Here is a 17979-nt window from a genome sequence, read left to right on the forward strand (position 1 = left end):
AATCCCACGATGCCCGAAATTCCGATGAGTGCGGATCCGCACGTCCATGTCGCCCGTTCGCCCTGGTGGTTCAAGCTGCTGGGTCGATTGCTCGAACCCTGGGTGCGGATCAAGCGTGATCCCGCCGAACCCGCGACCCTGCTCAACAGCGGGGCGGCGGTCTGTTATGCCATCGAGCGCGACGGCACGTCCGACGTGCTGATCCTGGAACGCGCCTGCCGCGAAGCCGGGCTGCCCAGCCCGATGCAGTTGATCAACCTGCCCGGCCGCCGCCGCCGTTCCGTGTTCTCCCTCAGCCGCCGGCAGGGGTGGATCTTCGGGCGCACCGACTCGCGCGGACCCAAGGAGCCGATCGGCCAGTTGATCCGCGCGATCCAGGACGATCCTTCGCGGGACATCCAGGTGGTGCCGGTATCGATCTACGTCGGCCGTGCGCCGAACCGCGAAAGTGGATGGTTCAGCGTGCTGTTCGCCGAAAACTGGCTCGTGGTCGGCCGTTTCCGTCGCATGCTGGCCCTGCTGCTCAACGGTCGCGACACCGTGGTGCACTTCTCCACGCCGGTATCGCTGCGCTCGGTACTCGGCGAGTCGGGTGGCCTGACGCCCGAGCGCCTCACGCGCAAGATCGCGCGTGTCCTGCGCACGCACTTCCGCCGCATCCGCGCCGCGGTGATCGGGCCGGACCTTTCGCATCGCCGCACGGTGGTCGATGCCGTGCTGAACACGCAGCCGGTGCGCGATGCGATCTCGGCCACGGCGAGCAAGGAGAATATCTCGCTGGCGAAGGCGCAGCGGCGTGCGCGCGACTTCGCCCTCGAGATCGCCGCGGATTACTCGCATCCCGTGGTGCGCTCCACCTCGTTCCTGCTGTCGAATTTCTGGAACAAGCTGTACGACGGCATCGCCATGCACCACTTCGACAAGGCGCGCGCCGCCGCGCCCGGCCACGAGGTAGTGTACGTGCCGTGCCATCGCAGTCACACGGACTACCTGCTGCTTTCCTACCAGCTGCATCACTCGGGTGTCGTGCCTCCGCACATCGCCGCGGGCGTGAACCTGAACCTCCCCGTCGTCGGTCCGATCCTTCGCCGCGGTGGCGCCTTCTTCCTGCGCCGTAGTTTCAAGGGCAATGCGCTGTATTCGGTGGTGTTCAACGAATACCTCGCCCAGCTCGTCGATCGCGGCGTGCCGCTGGAATACTTCATCGAAGGCGGGCGCTCGCGCACTGGCCGGCTGCTCGCGCCACGGGCGGGCATGCTCGCGATGACCTTGCGCGCCTTTCTCCGCGCGCCGCGCCGTCCCGTCCTGTTCCAGCCCGTGTACATCGGCTACGAGAAGCTGATGGAAGGCAAGTCGTACATCGGCGAACTATCAGGCAAACCGAAAGAGAAGGAGTCGTTGCTGGGCCTGATCCGCGGCCTGAAGGTGCTGCGCCAGCGCTATGGGCATGTGACGCTGAACTTCGGCGAGCCCGTCCTGCTCACGCCCCTTCTCGACAGCGCCGCGCCGAACTGGCGCGAAGCGACCGCCGATCCCGATGTGAAGCCGGAATGGATGAGCGGCGTGGTGGACGACCTCGCCGAACGCATCCAGGTGAACATCAACCGCGCGGCGGACGTGAACCCGATCAACCTGCTCGCGCTCGCCCTGCTGGCGACGCCGAAACACGCCATGGCCGAGGCGGACCTGCTCGCCCAGATCGAACTGACCAAGGCGCTGTTCCAGGAGCTTCCGTATTCCGACCGCGTGACCATCACGCCGATGAACCCGCAGGGCGTCGTCGCCTACGGCGAGCAGATGGGCTGGATTCGCCGCGTCCGCCATCCGCTCGGCGACGTGTTGATCACCGACGGTGAGCAGGCGGTGCTCCTGTCGTACTTCCGCAACAACGTGCTGCACCTCAACGCGGCCGCCGCGTGGGTGGCCGCCTGCTTCCTCAACAACCGGCGCATGTCACGTTCGTCCGTGCTGCGCCTCGGGCAGATCATCTACCCGTTCATCCAGGGTGAATTGTTCCTGCCCTGGGACAGCGCAGGGTTCGCCAACCAGGTGGAGGAGACGATCGAGTTCTTCGTCCGCCGCGGCATCCTGGAATCCAGCGCCGAAGGCCGCCTGCTCGAACGCGGCCCCGGCCAGGACGATGGGGCTTACCAGCTTCGCGTGATCGCGAGGAGCATGCTCCAGGCGTTCGAGCGCTATTACATCGCCATCGCCGCCCTGGTGAAGAATGGCCCGCACACGATGAGCGCCGGCGAACTGGAAACCGCCTGCACGCTCACCGCGCAACGCTTGAGCATGCTCAACGAACTGTCGGCGCCCGAGTTCTTCGACAAGGCGCTGTTCCGCGGTTTCATCCAGAAGCTCCGTGAAGCCAAGGTGGTCTGGACCGACGACGCGGGCAAGCTCGATTTCAGCGATGCGCTGGAGGACATGGTGCGCGATGCCCGCGTGATCCTCGCCCGCGAGGTACGGCACTCGATACTCAAGATCACGCCCGGTGGCGAGAACGACCGCGACTTCGATGCACGGCCGCCGGTCGATCCCGATGATGGGTCCGCAGGCGAGTCACTGCACGATCGCCACGTGTCCAACGAACATACCCGGCACGACAAGCATCATTGAAGCGCGTCGTCGGCTGTGGAAGGCCGACACGATTGCGAGAACGGGCCTTGTCTAGCCGGGGCATTGGCTGACGGCGGTGGGAATGATGCCTTGTCTACACTGCGGCTCCCCCGCACTGAAGGATCGCCAGACGGATATGGCGCCTCCGCGAGCTGCCCGTGGCAATGCCACCGGGTCCAGCGCATCGCACCCGCGCCGACCGACAGGCGATTGAAGTGACAACCACCGCAAGGAAGCAACCATGGATATCCAGACCACGCCTCATGAGGCGGTACAGAATGAAAACCAGGCGGCGATCGACGCGCTACGCCGTCTGACGGAGACAAGGGACGCGCTCTTTCGGCTATGTGAGGCCCAGCCGACGCTGGCGGAGTCCAATGCGGAAGGCGCACGGGATCTGCTCGCGAAATTAAGCCAGTTCTGGCATGCCCCGGCCACGGAAGGAAACGATTCACGCACCGTCGTCCTGGGCCGCCGACTTGCCGAGGCCATGAAGGAACAGGCCACGCTGCGCGGACTCGACGGAACACTCGGCCAGGAAGCGGCATTGCTCGCGAAACGCATCTCCACGCTACACGACGCGCCGCTCCCGGAAGGAATGCACGCCCGCGCGCTCATGCTTGGTGATGCCGCACATGCCGGGTCGTTGATCGTCGACGACGACGGCACGCCGGGGCTCGCGCTTCTCTTCACGGCCCACGGCGGGTGGGAGGCCTTCGACTCGCTGGAGAAGCTGCTGGAATCGACTCGCCGCAGGTTGTTGGAGTCGGTGGACCTCGCTGACGGAACCGGCCTGGAGAATGACGAATTCACCGATGCGAAGGCACGAGGCGTCGTCGGCTCCCGGGATATTCCGGACCACGTCTTCACCACACTGGCGACGCGGATGGTCGAGGTCCAGTCGGGGCGCATCGCACTGGCGGCGGACGACCATGTCCTCGACACGGCCGGGACAGGAACCGGAGCAGAGGCCGCCAAGGATCTCGGCGACCGGATTCGCGGTGAGCTATCGTCCGATGCGCTGCTGGACATCGCGGGCATGGAGCAGCTGCGCGAAGCGCTCCTGCTCGAAGGCCTCGTCGCCAGCCGGCTGGCGAACGTCCCGGACCCGGTTCGCACGGCGTGGTACCGGGCACGCGATAGATATAACGAGTCGCTCGCGGCGGTAGGGATGCTCCGGGCGGTCACTGGCATTCAGCCACCCATGACCTTGCACGCCTTCGCTTCGCACCAGCTCGCGGGCAGGCTGGCGGCATTGGGAATCGACGAGTCGCCTGAAGCGATCACCATCGAAGCCGCCCGGATCAAGGTCCTGCCGGAAGCGCTCGCCCCGCTTGATCCGTTACCGGGTTCGACGCAGGTGCGGCGCATGTCGCTCGTGGACCTGGCCTGCCAGAATGTCGGCCGTTTTTCGCTAGAGACACTGCACGCCATCGACGAGCAAGGCACGTCGTTGCGCGACCGCCTCGGCCACGGGGCGATCCGCGATATCGTTCGCGACCTCGATATCGCCAACCGCTATCAGGCGCACCTTGAAGAGCGGCTTCGCGAGGGCCCCACTGGCGCCCTGGCCCGTAAGATGGCCATGGCCGTGCAGGCGGCGGAAATGCGATTTCAGGCCGCCCAGGCGCGCCTGTCGTACTACCTTCCCGGCGAACCGCGTTCATTCATCGACGACCGCGAGGAGCGCGGTTTCCGATGGGTTGAAGCAGCACTCGACGCCCCGGCAAGCCATCGCAGCGTCGGCGGCCACGACATCACGGTTTTCCAGGTCACCTACCAGCAGGCGCCCATGGACGGCATCCTCGTCTTCGCCGTGCGCACACCGAACAGCGTGCCCCGCGTGGTCATGTATACGCCGGGAGCACCAGACGGGCTGACTTTCAGGGAGTTCAGCGACAGGCAGGATGCCGCGCGCCGCTTCCTCTATCACCCTGCCTTCCGCGAGTACCTGCTCGATCGCCTTCCGGCGGAATTCGCCACCCTGTCGCCTAACGGGGCGAGCCGTCACTTCGCCGGAGACCGGCTCGCGCACTGGGTATTCGGAGCCAGTGGAAGCATCGCGTACACGCTCACCGCCGCACCGTTCGGCGAACACCAGGTACAGGGGGATTTCCTCGCCGCGGCCTATGACGCCACGGTCGAGAAATACCGGCGCGATACGCGCTTCCTTGCCCGCTCCACATCGGGCGCGGACAAGGATGCGTTGTTCGCCTACCTGGGAGGCCGTTTCAATATCAATCCGGCAGCCGGCCTGGCGGCAACCGCGCTGACCGAGCTACCCGCCAGCCTCGCACGCCTCGCGCAGGCGTCCTGGCGTTTCTACGATCATGCGAAGGCAGGCGACACCGGGCAGGCGTTCGTCGCCTTTACCGACGGCTATGTCAACGCGCTGAACCTCGTCGTGCCGCCGTTCGTCGGTGGGCGCCACATCGCGGCGTCCATCGTGCGCTCACGCACCGCGGCGAGCGGCGTGGCAAGCGCTCCTGTCCGGTTGACGCCTCCGCGTGTGCTGTTCGAGGACCGATATGCCGCACGGAATCTGCGCAGGGCGGGCAAACCGGACGACGAGGGCATCTTTCGTGTGCGCGACCAGGCTTACATAGAGCATGAGGGGAAGTTTTTCTTCGTTCGGCATGACACCGATTATGGCCGCTGGCGACTTGCCCCGGCGAAAGGCGCCCTCGATGCCCGCTTCACCGGGCCGTTGATCGAACGTGTCGATGGTAAATGGGTCTATGCCCAGGATGCGGGACTGCGCGGAGGCATGCGCCGGATGCGCCGGTTGCTCCGTCGCTTGTCCCTCGAAGAGCAGGCACCACCCGCGCCGGTACCGGCGCACGAAGCGCCTGCCCTCCCCGCCCCCGCCCCGGCCGCGGCGCAGGCCATGCCGTTACCGCCGGTGCTCGAACCGATGCGTGCCGAGATAACCACCGCCTTGACGGACAACCCGAGCGCGATCGCGCTGGTGCGACCCGACGGAACGCACTTGAAGTTCGCGGTCCAGCCACGCAGCGCGCTACTGATCGACCCACACCTGCATCCCGACATCGTGGAATTGAACGCCCACCAGCGACGCGTCTTCTTCCATGAGGTCGACCGCCAGTTCCCGCTCGTCACCGAGCGTGCGGAAGTCATGAACATCGCCGGGTACGCGCGCTACGACGGCCGGCGCGTCCCGTCCCCGCCGGGCATCCCCCATGGCGTGGACGACCAGGTTCCATCCATTTCCTCGTCCACGGGCGATGCAAGCCCGTCGGCACCGGTGCTGACTCCAACGCAGAGGCAGCGGTGGGAAGAGGCTCTCACGGTGGCCAGGAACGCCACGCGTCAGTCCCCGGATCCGATCGCCTCCACCAGCGGTGCGATAACCCAGGCTTCGCCAGCCGCCGAGGTCGTCAACTGGCACGATTGGCCGGAAAAGGTCTGGTATTTCAGCGAGAGTCCGTTCGAGTCGGAATTCTGGCCGGCCGCAAACCTCAGAGGCGTCACGCTGACGCACGAACCGATATGGGCTGGCGCACCCGATGGCCCACGTACCTATCCCGTATCGGCGCTTCCGCCGGAAACGCCACCCGCCCTGCTCTCCGATGTACTCGGCACGTCACCGGTCCACCAGACAGGGCGCCGTGATCCTCTGGGCTACTGGTTGCAGATCGACATGATGCGTTTCCATCACCGGAACGTGGGCGACGGCCGCATCCTTCTCGAGCCGGAGGCGCCGTTCCAGGTGCGCCGGCGTCCCCTGCCGGGCGGCGAATATCAGTACACCCTGCACAGCGAACGGCCTATCCGCGTTCCCTCGACGCACATCCTCTCCGTGGGCGAGCGTGGCGGGCGCCCAAGGCCTCTCCCCCCGATGCACCCGTGATGCGCCGAACCCGAGGGACGGCTGCCTGACGGGGCCGAACGGAGTACCATGCAGGGCATGGAAAACCAGAAAACCACTCACTTTGGCTTCCGCGATGTGCCCCTGTCCGACAAGCAAAAACTTGTCGGACAGGTTTTCACATCGGTCGCTCGCAATTACGACCTCATGAACGATCTCATGTCGTTCGGCATCCACCGTTTGTGGAAGCGCCACTTCGTGGCCGTCAGCGGCGTGCGGCGTGGCGACCGCGTACTCGACCTCGCCGGCGGCACGGGTGACATCGCGGCGCTGCTGAAGCCGGTGGTGGGCGACGAGGGTGAAGTGGTGATCGGCGATATCAATGCCGCCATGCTGGGCGTTGGCCGCGACCGCCTGACCGACCGGGGCCTCGTTGCCGGCTTGCGTTGGGCCCAGATGAACGCCGAGGCGCTGCCCTTCCCCGACAACAGCTTCGACGCCGTCACGATCGCGTTCGGCTTGCGCAACGTCACCGACAAGGACAAGGCGCTGGCGGACATGCATCGCATCCTGAAGCCGGGCGGCCGGGCCCTGGTACTGGAATTCTCCAAGGTGCAGAGCCCCCTGCTTTCCCGCCTGTACGACGTGCACTCTTTCAAGATCCTCCCGCGCCTGGGCCGTCTCTTCGCCAACGACGCGGACAGCTATACCTACCTCGCCGAGTCGATTCGCAAGCATCCGGACCAGGACACCCTCAAGGCGATGATGCTCGCGGCCGGCTACGGACACGTGGAAGTCCGCAACCTCAGCAATGGCATCGTAGCGATCCATCGCGGCTACAAGATCTAGCCTCACGGCGTCAGGGATTCCGCACTTCGTCTCGCGGGCCGCGACGGGATCAGGAGCGACTCGCGCCGCTAACCCGTATAGATGTCCATTTATACACTTTGCGTTGGATTTCCCCACGCAAAGGACGCACCATGGACATGCTCCCGCCCGAGGCACCGCCCGCCTCCACGCAATCCGTTTACCAACAAGGCGTCAGCGCCTTCGATCGTCTCTCGCGGCTACAGGCGTGGCTGGCAACGGAACAGGCCAGCAAGCCTGCCTTGCCCGACACCATCGACGAGGCCGGGTTTCAGCCATACCTCGCGGAAGTCGCCGTGTATTGGGATACGGCACCCGCGGATGCCCCGGATGGCATATCGCGGCGCGCCGCCCTTGCTGATCGGATCGCCGGCGCAGCCTCGGACCTCGCGTTGCTGGGTCATGAGGACGGCGTTCTGGACGACCGCTCGTTCGACATCGTGCGCACCATGGTGGCTAGCCGCCATTCCGGGATGCCCCCGCACCTCGAAGCACGCGAATTGACCCTCGGCGGCACCGCCTACTCGGGCGTACTGCTCGTCCACGACACGCAAACGCCGGGCCCGACGCTCGTCTTTTCTTCGGAGCGGGGTTGGGAGTCGTTTCCGACGACGGCCGATGCCCACGCCGAGATGGAACGCAGGCTCCGCCTTGCCCTGGTTTCGACGCCCGGCCTTCCGGGCATGGCTCACCAACACACCGTTTCCCTTGGCGCCGATCCGTTCGTCGCGTCACGTCCCACCGGCGGCGATCCCTTCGCCGCGTTCGTCGACCGGATCATCGACGTGCAGCGCGACAAGCTCGACCAGGCGTGGTTCGAGTTCACGCTGGCGGGAAGCGGTGATGCGCGCGTACCGGTTCTTATCGATACCGTGGAGGAGGCCCTGAGCATGGAACATGCGCTCGACGTGGCAAGCGTCCTGGCCACCCGCCATGCCTCTCTCCTGGAAACATTCAACAGGCAGCGGCTCGCACGTGCTCCCGCACAGGTCGCCGCGGACTGGGTGGATGCGGAAGACATTTACACATCGACACGCGGCTCCGTCATTGCCAGCGGCGCAGAGGCTGGCTTGCAGCCGCTTGCCTCGTTGCCTGAATACGCGGCCGCGAAGCTGGGCGAACGCTTGCGCGCCATGGGTGTCACGGATGCCCCCGCGGATATCCTGGTACGGGTCGATCGGGGCGCCGATGCCGCGGCACGCCTGGATTCGCTGCAGGCACTGTTCCAAGGGCCGGCCCCCGCGGACATCCGCCTGCTGGATCTCGCCTACCAGAACATCGCCACGTTCGACCCGGTGCGGCTCAGTGCCCATACCGGCGACGGCGCGGCCATCGCCAGGCTGGACGACCGCGCCATACGCAACCTCGTGCGTGAACTCGACCTGTCGACACGCTACCAGGCCGACATCGACGCAACGTATCGGTCCGGAGCCCAGGCGACGATGCGGCGCGAACACGCGTCCCAGATGCAACTGGCGCACATGCGCTTGCAGGCGGCGGAAGCCCGCCTCTCATACTATCTGGACGGCTTGCCCCGCTCGTTTCGTCCCGACCGCGCCGATCGTGGCTACCGCTGGGTGGAGGCCGCCATCGATGCGCCGGCAGCATCCGGCCGTGCACGCGTCGAGAACCACGAGATCGTCGTGCGCCAGATGACCTACCTCGGCACGCCGCTGCGCGACATCGTGTCCATCGGCGTGCGTGACCCGCGGAGCGTTCCCTCCATCGTGCTGTACACGCCCGATGCACCCGACGGCGTCACCTTCCGCGAATTCGACGACCGCGCCGAGGCGGGCCGCCTCTTCTTCTATCACCCCGCTTTCCGGGAGTACCTTCTCGATCGCCTGCCTGCCGAGTACGCGCGCGTCCTGCCCAATGGGAGCGCACGCGAGTTCGCTGGCGACCGCCTGGCCAACTGGGTGCTCGGTTCCAGTACATCGTCCGCCTATACGCGAACCGAGGCGCCGTTCGAGGAACGCGAAGTTGCCGGGGACTTCACCCTTGCCGCCTACGATGTCGACGTACAGCTCGGACTGCGCAACGTGCAGCGCTTCACGCGCAGTGCGGAGCAAGCCCAATGGACATGGCTGGTGGAATGGCCGCGCAGCATCCTGTCGCACAAAATCATCGGAGATGCGATGAAAGGCATCGTCCTGGCTCCCGTGCACGTGGCGCAATCCTCCTGGCGTCTCTATGACAGTGTGAAAGCCGGAGACTCGTCGCAAGCGTTTGTCGATTTCGCCAACTTCTACGTCGCCTCGCTCGGACTGCTGCCGTTCCACTCACTCGCTTCGACAAGCACGATGAACGGCATCGTCGGCGCACGCTTCCTCGCGGCGGGACGTCTCGTCCAGGCGCGGCCGGCGGTGCAAGCCGTCGTCGCGTTCGAACCGCGCTTCGTCGCACAGGGGGTACGAAAGACCGGCAAGGCCGACCACGAGGGCATCCTCACCATCCAGAGAAAGAAATACATCGAACACGATGGACGGCTGTACTCGGTCCGCTACGATGGCGATTACGCCACCTGGCGGCTCACCCGGCCCAATGCGCCCGACACTTTCCGTGGGCCGGCGATCCAGCGCACGCCAGCCGGCCAATGGATCCATCACCGCGTCGGCTTGCGTGGTGGGATGGATCAGGGAGCGGCAGCTCAGCCGACGGGCCTTTTCAGCCGGTACACCGATGAACTCGAGCGGGCATTCCCGGAGCCGGTGGTGCGCGAGCGCGTCGGCTCCCGCATGCGAAACAGGACAGGCACGACGATTCCCGAAGGCGTTACTCCCGAGCAGTACGAACGCTGGCTGGCGGCGGTGGAGCGCGCACGAGTCCGAACGGCGAACGAAATTGGCCACACGCCTGCGGCCGCCGTTCCGATCAATATGAGCCCGGGCGGTCTGCGAAGCATCGACTTGGCCGAGGCTCCTCCGATCCTGTGGTATTACGGAAGGAAGCCGGTCCTCAACAGCGAGTTCGTCGGCCAGCAGAGAGGAAGCGGACGTCTACACCAGGGTTACCAGCAGGGTACCGGTGCCATCCGGACGAGATACATCGAGCCCGGCGTGGTCGGGGTACGCTTCACCAACCTGCCGCCGAACGCTCCCATCGAGCAGATTCGCCAGGCGATGGGCACCCCGGACCTGACCGAAGCGAACATGTTCGCCGTTCGCATCTCTTCGCAGTCCGTACTGCACCCCGTGTACAACGCCAGCCGCCGTGTATCCATGTATGTCCGAAACGGTGAAGCGGCGAACGTCTTCTACCTGAGGCCGGGTGCGGGCGAATTGCTCCACCTTTACCCGTTCGACATCATGTTGCGGCCACTGAGGCAACGCTGGTACTAGGCGCCAGGCCGCCCCTCGCCATGCGCGGGGCGGCTCGTGCCGGGGCTGCGCGCGGTGACGCGGGCAGCCCCGGTGTCGCCGATGGCATACTGCTGGTTCTCCTTTCCATCGGAACCAGCAATGCGCCTTTTTCCCGTCGCCGTCCTCGTCATGGCCATGCCCGTCGTGGCCTTCGCCGCCGATCCGCATTCATACGCGCAGCCCGATGCGGTCCGCGTCACGCATCTGGACCTGGACCTCAAGCTGGACTTCGGCAAGCGCGAACTCGCCGGCCATGCCACGCTGAAACTCGACTGGAAGGACGCCAAGGCGAAGGATCTGGTCCTGGACACGCGTGACCTGAAGATCGCCAGCGTCGAGGCGCTCGACGCATCCGGCAAGTCATCCCCGCTGAAATACGCCCTCGCCCCGCGTGATAAGGAACTGGGTTCCAAGCTCACGATCGAGGCTCCCGCCCATCCCACGAGCGTGCGAATCGGTTACGCCACCGTGCCGGAAGCATCGGGCCTGCAATGGCTCGCGCCGGAACAGACGGCAAGCAAGAAGCTGCCCTTCATGTTCTCGCAGTCCGAGTCGATCCATGCCCGCTCATGGGTTCCGCTGCAGGACTCGCCCGCCGTACGCATCACCTACGACGCGCACATCACCGCGCCCAGGGATGTCCGCGTGGTGATGAGCGCGATCAACGACGCGAAGCATCCGCTCGACGGCGAATTCTCGTTCGACCAGCCCCACCCGATTCCCTCCTACCTGCTCGCGATCGCCGCAGGCGACATAGCGGTGAAGGAGACCGGCCCACGCAGCGCCGTCTATGCCGAACCTGGCGTCGTCGACAAGGCCGCACACGAATTCGAGGATACCGAGAAGCTGATCGAGACCACCGAGAAGCTCTATGGTCCGTATGCATGGGGTCGTTACGACATCCTCGTGCTTCCACCGTCGTTCCCGTTCGGCGGCATGGAAAATCCGAACATGACCTTCGCCACGCCCACCGTGTTGGTCGGCGACAAGAGCCTCGTCTCGCTGGTGTCGCATGAACTGGCGCATTCCTGGTCGGGCAACCTCGTCACCAACGCCGCCTGGCGCGACGGCTGGCTGAACGAAGGTTTCACCACGTACGTACAGGGACGCATCACCGAGGCGGTCTACGGCAAGGCACTCGCCGACGAGGAAGCACTGCTGTCCGCGCGGGAACTGCAAAAGACCATCGGGCAGATGCCCGCGAATGCGCAGAAGCTCACGCCCGATCTTCGCGACACCGGCGCGGACGATGCCTTGTCCTCCGTCGCTTACGATAAGGGTTCATGGTTCCTCCGCACGCTGGAGCAGCGCTTCGGCCGCGACAACTTCGATGCTTACCTGAAAGGCTATTTCGCCCACTTCGCCTTCCAGAGCATCGACACGGACACGATGTTCGCCTACTTGAAGGCCAACCTGCTCGATAAGTACCCGGGCAAGATGAGCGAAGCAGAGGCTCGCGCATGGATCTGGCAACCCGGCATCCCGAAAGATGCCCCGTTGCCGACGTCGCCACGCTTCGATGGCATCGATAAGCAGCGCGAGGCCTTCCTGAAGGGCACGCTCGCCGCCGCCAGGCTCGATGCGAAGACCTGGAACACCCAGGAGTGGATGTACTTCCTCGACCGCTTGCCCGATGTCACGCCGCTGGACCGTATCAAGGACATCGATGCCGCCTGGCACCTCACCGGCACGCCGAACGCCGAGATCGGCATGCGCTGGTACGCCCACGCCATCGCCGCCGGCGACAAGGACGTCTGGACGGCGGCCGCCGAGCACATGACCCGCATCGGAAGGCTGTACCTCACCACGCCGGTCTATCGCGCCTTCGCCCGCACTCCGGAAGGCCTCGCCTTCGCCAGGCAGACGTACGCCAAGGCGAAGAGCGGCTACCATCCCATGACCCAGCAGGCCGTGGAACGCATTCTGGCCGGCACGTCGAAGAAGAAATAACGCACGAACTTGCGGTGCCATTGCGGCCGCAACACTTGCATCCTTCCGCGACGCCCCGCATCTTGCGGGGCGTCCTCCGTTCCAGGCTCCCCATTTCATGGCCAAGACCCCGATTCCCGCGTCCCCCGTCAGCCGCCCGCTCTGGCAGCGCCTGCTGCTGCGCCGGCTGAAGTTCCTCGTCGTGGTGGCGCTGGTGCTCGGCATCGGTGCCGGGCTGGTCTATCTCTTCGCCCCTTCGCTGCTGCTCAAGGCCGATGCGGCACGCCTGGCCATGGCATCGCATGTCGAGAAGAAAACGGTCGTCGCCGGCGATACCACCTGGTCGTACTACGAAGGCGGCGATGGCCCGACCATCGTTCTCCTGCATGGCTTTGCCGCGAACAAGGAAACCTGGCTGGAGATGGCCAAGGGCCTGACCGACCACTTCCACGTCGTCATCCCCGACCTGCCCGGCTGGGGCGAGTCGTCGCGCAACGAAGGCGGCGACTATGGCGTCCCGGCGCAGGCAGCACGCCTGGAGGCCTTCGCGGCAGCCGTCGGCGCGCAGCGCTTCCTGCTGGTCGGCCAATCGATGGGGGGCGCGATCGCCGGCGTTTACGCGGAGCAGCATCCCGAGCGCGTCGCCAGCCTCGTGCTCATGAGTTCTCTCGGACTCACCTTCAAGGACAACGACTTCACCCGCGAAGTGAAGGCCGGAACGAACCCGTTCCTCTACAGCGATCGCGCCGGACTGGAAGCGTTGCTGGCACGCATCTTCCTCACGCCGCCGAACATCCCGGGACGCCTGGAAGACGCGCTGGTCGCGCGCAACCAGAAGGACCACGCGTTCATCGAGCGCACCTTCAACCAACTGAAGGAGCCGGCACAGGCGTTTTCGCTCGATCCCCTCATCGGCAAGTTGCCCATGCCTGTCCTGGGCCTCTGGTGCCGCGAAGACAAGATCATCGACGTATCGGCGCTGGACACCCTGCGTAGCGGCCTGAAGAGTTCGCCCTCCATCGGCGCCACCGTGCTGAATGGTTGCAACCACATGCCGATGCTGGAGAAGCCCGAAGAGACCGCGCGCATCATCACCGGCTTCGCGCTCGCGCACTGACTCGCGAGGAGCCTAATCCGCCACGTCCGCGATAAGCCTGTCGAGCTGCATCTTGAGTCCGCTGCCGTTCGCGCGTAGCCAGGCGCGCTGTTCCTTGTAGTCCGGGAACACGCTCTCGACCCAGTGCCAGAACTTCGGCGAGTGGTTGCGCACCTTGAGGTGGCAGAGCTCGTGCACCAGCACGTAGCGCAACGCCGCGGGGGGCGCCAGCGCCAGGGCGAGATCCAGGTTGATCCTGTCCCGCGTGTCGAGGCTGCCCCACAGGCTCTTCAACGGCCTGATGCGCAACGCCGTCGGCGCCGCGTTGATCTGGGGGATATAAGCCGGCAGCCAGCGCGAGACGTCGCGGCGGATCTGTGCCTCGAAGTAGGTTGCCAGCAGGCCCCGGGCGACGAGCAGGGCCCGCGTATGCGGCCGGGGAAGGGCCAGGGTCAGCAGACCGGGCTCGTGCTCGACCCGCGGGTAGGAACCTTCCGACCAGTCGAGCGTGATTTCCTCGCCACGGAAGGGAAATGTCGTGGGTACACCGACGCGTAGCGGCGGCAAGGGCTGGGCGTCGAGGTGGAACTCGCCGAGCTTCTGTTCCAGCCAGTCGGCGTGATGACGGAGGAACGCCGTCATCTGGGCCGTGTGGGTGCCATTGGGGTAAGTCAGCCGTGCACCCTTGGGGGTCACTGTCAGGCGCAGGCGGCGGGCACGCGGATGCGCCGCCTTGAGCACACGGATGGTGCCACCCGTGGGGGTCGCCAGTTCCAGCCAGTCATCTTCGTCCGATGCCATGTCGCGAGTCTCGTGTCGATCCCGACGAACATCCCACCAAGCCATATCACACCCTGCGACTCCGACGCCCGATCAATCCGGACGCGGCAGCTTGAACCATTCTTCCAGCTTGCCCAGCAGGCGCTCGTATTCGAGCGCCATGAGCGAGAAATTCGCATCCATTTCCGCCGCGGCCGATTCAGGGCTGTCTGCCTGCTCGTCCAGGACGACGTCGGTGAACTTGATTTTACGCAGGATCAGGTCCTCGCCAAGTACAAAGGAGATGCGGTCGTCGAACACCAGACCCAACTGGAACACCTGCTTCCCGGTCCGCAGGTGCTCACGAATCTCATCGGTGTCGAGATCCTGGCGACGGCACCGCGCGATGGCGCCTGACGCCGTCGCCGGATCGCGCAACTCGCACTCGTCACCCAGCGCCAGTCCGGCGGGCAATTCCCCCGACGCGACCCAGTGGGTCATGAGGATCCGGGGGGATTCCTCGGGCGCCAGCGGCACGGCCGGAAAGCTGCCCAGCGCCTCACGGATCTGGCTGAGCGTGTTTTCCGCCGATTTCCGGCTGGACGTGTCCAGGATCAGCCAGCCGTTCTTCTTGTCCGCGTACGCTTTCATGCGCGAACTGCGCACGAAGGCGCGCGGAAGCAACTCGTTCATGACGTCGTCCTTGATCTTCTTGCGCTCCCGGCCACCGACCTTGCGGCCCTCTTCCTCGGCGATCTTCTGCACGCGGTTGGCCAGCTCGTCGTTCACGACCGAGGACGGCAGGAGCTTATCCTCGCTTCCCACCGTGACCATCGTGTTGCGGCCCACGCTATGGGTCAGGCCTTCCTCGTTACGGCCCAGCGGCGAAACGAAGCCACGCGTGGTCAACTCCATGGGGCCCACCGGGCGCAGCCGGTGCTCGGGAAGCGCCTCGTCGAGACGCTCCAGGTCGGTCGCGACGGACTCGGAAAAACGAAACAGGGTCAGGTTGCGAAAGAACATGTATCGATGAATCTCATGCGAAGGGATGGCCACGGCGGGCGCTGTGCGCCCACCGGCGAAAGGATGTTTGCCGGGGATCAGACGACGCGGGCGATCGCGTCGGCCACTCGGTCGATATTGCCCTGGTTGAGCGCGGCGACGCAGATACGCCCCGTGCTCACGGCGTAGATGCCGAATTCCGTGCGCAGGCGTTCCACCTGCGCGGCCGACAGCCCTGAATACGAGAACATGCCGCGCTGGCGCTCGATGAACGCGAAGTCGCCGGCCCTGGCCAGGCGTTCGGTCAAGCCGCTGCGCATGGCGCGGATGCGTTCACGCATGTGACCGAGTTCGTCTTCCCATGTCGCGCGGAGATCGTCGTGGTTGAGAACGGCGGACACCACGGCGGCGCCGTGCGTCGGCGGATTGGAGTAGTTCGTGCGAATCACACGCTTCAGTTGCGACTGCACGCGCACGGCCTCGTCGTGCGACGCGGTAATGATCGACAGTGCGCCGACACGCTCGCCATACAACGAGAACGACTTGGAGAACGAACTGGCGACGAAAAAGGCGACCTCCGCGCCGGCGAACAGGCGCACCGCCTCGGCATCCGCCTCGATACCGTCGCCGAAGCCCTGGTAGGCGATATCGAGGAAGGGTACGAGACCGCGCTCCTTCACCGTGGCGATCACGCGCTTCCAGTCATCGGAGCCGAGGTCGACACCCGTCGGATTGTGGCAGCACGCGTGCAGCACCACGATCGCGCCGGCCGGCAGCTTCGCCAGGCCGTCGAGCATCGCCTCGACGTCCACGCCGTGCGTCGCGGCGTCGTAGTACGGGTACTCCACGACCTGGAAACCCGCGCCTTCGAACAGTGCGCGATGGTTTTCCCAGCTCGGGTTGCTGATGGCGACTGGAACCGACGGGTTCAACCGCTTGAGGAAATCGGCGCCGACCTTCAATGCGCCCGTGCCACCGAGGGCCTGCGCGGTGACCACGCGCCGTTCGGCCAGCAAGGGAGAAGCCTGGCCGAAAAGGAGTTTCTGCACGGCGCTGTCGTACAGCGCGATGCCGTCGATGGGAAGGTAACCGCGAGGCAGCTGGGCTTCCAGCCGCGCCTTCTCGGCTTCGCGCACGGCCCGCAGCAGCGGCACGTGGCCGTGCTCGTCGTAGTACACGCCCACGCCGAGATTGACCTTGTCGGTACGGGGGTCGGCACCGAAGGCTTCGTTGAGGCCAAGGATCGGATCGCGCGGCGCGAGTTCGACGGAAGAAAACAGGGTCATGATCGGCAGGCCTTGGAACGTGTGAAAGGAGATGATCAGTCGTTGTCGTCGACCGCGTCGCCACCCGCGAGCCATGCGCGTGCGTCGGCGCGCGACGCGTCCTCGCGTGAGCCGAGGGCGGCGAAGTCGAACAGGTTTCGATCGGTCAGTTGCGACGGGGCGATGTTGCCCATCGCGCGGAAGATGGTCTCGCTACGGCCGGGATGGGCTTTCTCCCAGTCGGCGAGCATGCGCTTCACCACCTTGCGCTGCATGTTTTCCTGCGATCCGCAGAGGTTGCAGGGAATGATGGGGAAGGCCCGGGCCTCGGCATAGGCGGCGATATCGTCTTCGCGACAGTAGGCCAGCGGGCGGATCACCACGTGACGGCCGTCGTCCGAAAGCAGTTTCGGCGGCATCGCCTTCAGGCTTCCCTGGTAAAACATGTTCAGGAAGAACGTACCGAGGATATCGTCGCGGTGGTGGCCCAGCGCGATGCGCGTGATGCCGTTGTCGGCCGCCCACTGGTACAACGCGCCGCGGCGCATGCGCGAGCACAGGCTGCACATCGTCTTGCCCTGGGGAATGACCCGGGTCACGACGCTGTAGGTGTCCTGCTCGATGACATGGAACGGAACACCGCGGGCCTTCAGATACTCGGGCAGCACGTGTTCAGGGAAATCCGGCTGCTTCTGGTCGAGGTTGACCGCGATCAGCTCGAAACGGACGGGCGCCTTCGCCTGCAGCGAGAGCAGCATGTCCAGCAAGGTGTAGGAATCCTTGCCACCGGAGAGACAGACCATGACCTTGTCGCCGTCCTCGATCATGCCGTAGTCGGCGATCGCCTGGCCGACCTGGCGGCGCAGGCGCTTGGCGAGCTTGCCTGTCTCGTAGGTCTGCTTGCGCGTGGCTTCGGGGATGGCGGACATGGTGCGGCGAGGGCTTCGGGCGGGACGGGGGTCCCTATTGTAGCCGCTGCGGGGCCGCCCGCCCGGAGTTACAATCGGCGCTTCCCTCGCCGCCCGGCCCAACGCCATGCAGGTCCAGGACCCAGCAGAACTCAACCAGCGCCTCGCCGAACTCAAGGTGGAGCACCGCGACCTCGACACCGCCATCGAGCACCTGGCGGCCGCGATCACCCGCGACGAGCTTCAGCTGACTCGCCTGAAAAAGCGCAAGCTCCTGCTGAAAGACACCATCGCCCGGATCGAAAGCCGGCTGATTCCCGACCTCGACGCCTGAGCCCGC

Annotated in this window: 11 protein-coding genes; 7 read left to right on the forward strand and 4 right to left on the reverse strand. The window is 65.5% G+C overall.

The window, feature by feature from the left end; all coding sequences use genetic code 11:
* The first annotated feature begins 9 nt into the window (after positions 1-9).
* From plsB to QFZ41_RS08515, 6 genes are all read left to right on the forward strand, one after another.
* On the forward strand, positions 10-2622 hold the full coding sequence (gene plsB / locus QFZ41_RS08490; RefSeq protein ID WP_429198362.1) for a glycerol-3-phosphate 1-O-acyltransferase PlsB: 2613 nt from the start codon (positions 10-12) through the stop codon (positions 2620-2622).
* Between the two features lie 241 nt (positions 2623-2863).
* Positions 2864-6493, forward strand: a complete 3630-nt coding sequence (locus QFZ41_RS08495) for a dermonecrotic toxin domain-containing protein (protein ID WP_429198363.1) — start codon at positions 2864-2866, stop codon at positions 6491-6493.
* 57 nt (positions 6494-6550) lie between these two features.
* Positions 6551-7300: a bifunctional demethylmenaquinone methyltransferase/2-methoxy-6-polyprenyl-1,4-benzoquinol methylase UbiE gene (gene ubiE, locus QFZ41_RS08500; protein ID WP_429198364.1), complete on the forward strand. Its 750-nt coding sequence runs from the start codon at positions 6551-6553 to the stop codon at positions 7298-7300.
* 131 nt (positions 7301-7431) lie between these two features.
* The gene (locus tag QFZ41_RS08505; RefSeq protein ID WP_429198365.1) at positions 7432-10659 is read left to right on the forward strand and encodes a dermonecrotic toxin domain-containing protein; all 3228 of its coding nucleotides are present in this window, start codon (positions 7432-7434) and stop codon (positions 10657-10659) included.
* Positions 10660-10779: 120 nt separating this feature from the next.
* Positions 10780-12630, forward strand: a complete 1851-nt coding sequence (locus tag QFZ41_RS08510; protein WP_429198366.1) for a M1 family metallopeptidase — start codon at positions 10780-10782, stop codon at positions 12628-12630.
* Between the two features lie 97 nt (positions 12631-12727).
* Positions 12728-13726: an alpha/beta fold hydrolase gene (locus QFZ41_RS08515; RefSeq protein ID WP_429198367.1), complete on the forward strand. Its 999-nt coding sequence runs from the start codon at positions 12728-12730 to the stop codon at positions 13724-13726.
* 12 nt (positions 13727-13738) lie between these two features.
* On the opposite strand, the gene QFZ41_RS08520 is transcribed toward QFZ41_RS08515, so the two are convergent.
* The 4 genes from QFZ41_RS08520 to ttcA all read right to left on the reverse strand — a co-directional run bounded on the left by QFZ41_RS08520 (position 13739) and on the right by ttcA (position 17660).
* Entirely contained in the window at positions 13739-14506 is a 768-nt protein-coding gene (locus QFZ41_RS08520; protein WP_429198368.1) for a M48 family metallopeptidase, read from the reverse strand.
* Positions 14507-14578: 72 nt separating this feature from the next.
* Positions 14579-15487, reverse strand: a complete 909-nt coding sequence (locus QFZ41_RS08525) for a recombination-associated protein RdgC (RefSeq protein WP_429198369.1) — start codon at positions 15485-15487, stop codon at positions 14579-14581.
* A 77-nt stretch (positions 15488-15564) separates the two neighbouring features.
* Entirely contained in the window at positions 15565-16752 is a 1188-nt protein-coding gene (locus QFZ41_RS08530; RefSeq protein ID WP_429198370.1) for an amino acid aminotransferase, read from the reverse strand.
* Between the two features lie 35 nt (positions 16753-16787).
* Complete coding sequence (ttcA, locus tag QFZ41_RS08535; protein WP_429198371.1) at positions 16788-17660, reverse strand: tRNA 2-thiocytidine(32) synthetase TtcA; 873 nt, start codon at positions 17658-17660, stop codon at positions 16788-16790.
* 106 nt (positions 17661-17766) lie between these two features.
* Between ttcA and QFZ41_RS08540 the strand changes: the two genes are divergently transcribed.
* On the forward strand, positions 17767-17973 hold the full coding sequence (locus QFZ41_RS08540) for a YdcH family protein (protein WP_306848145.1): 207 nt from the start codon (positions 17767-17769) through the stop codon (positions 17971-17973).
* Positions 17974-17979: the final 6 nt, after the last annotated feature.

It is taken from the genome of Luteibacter sp. W1I16 (assembly GCF_050434905.1).
Lineage (GTDB): Bacteria > Pseudomonadota > Gammaproteobacteria > Xanthomonadales > Rhodanobacteraceae > Luteibacter.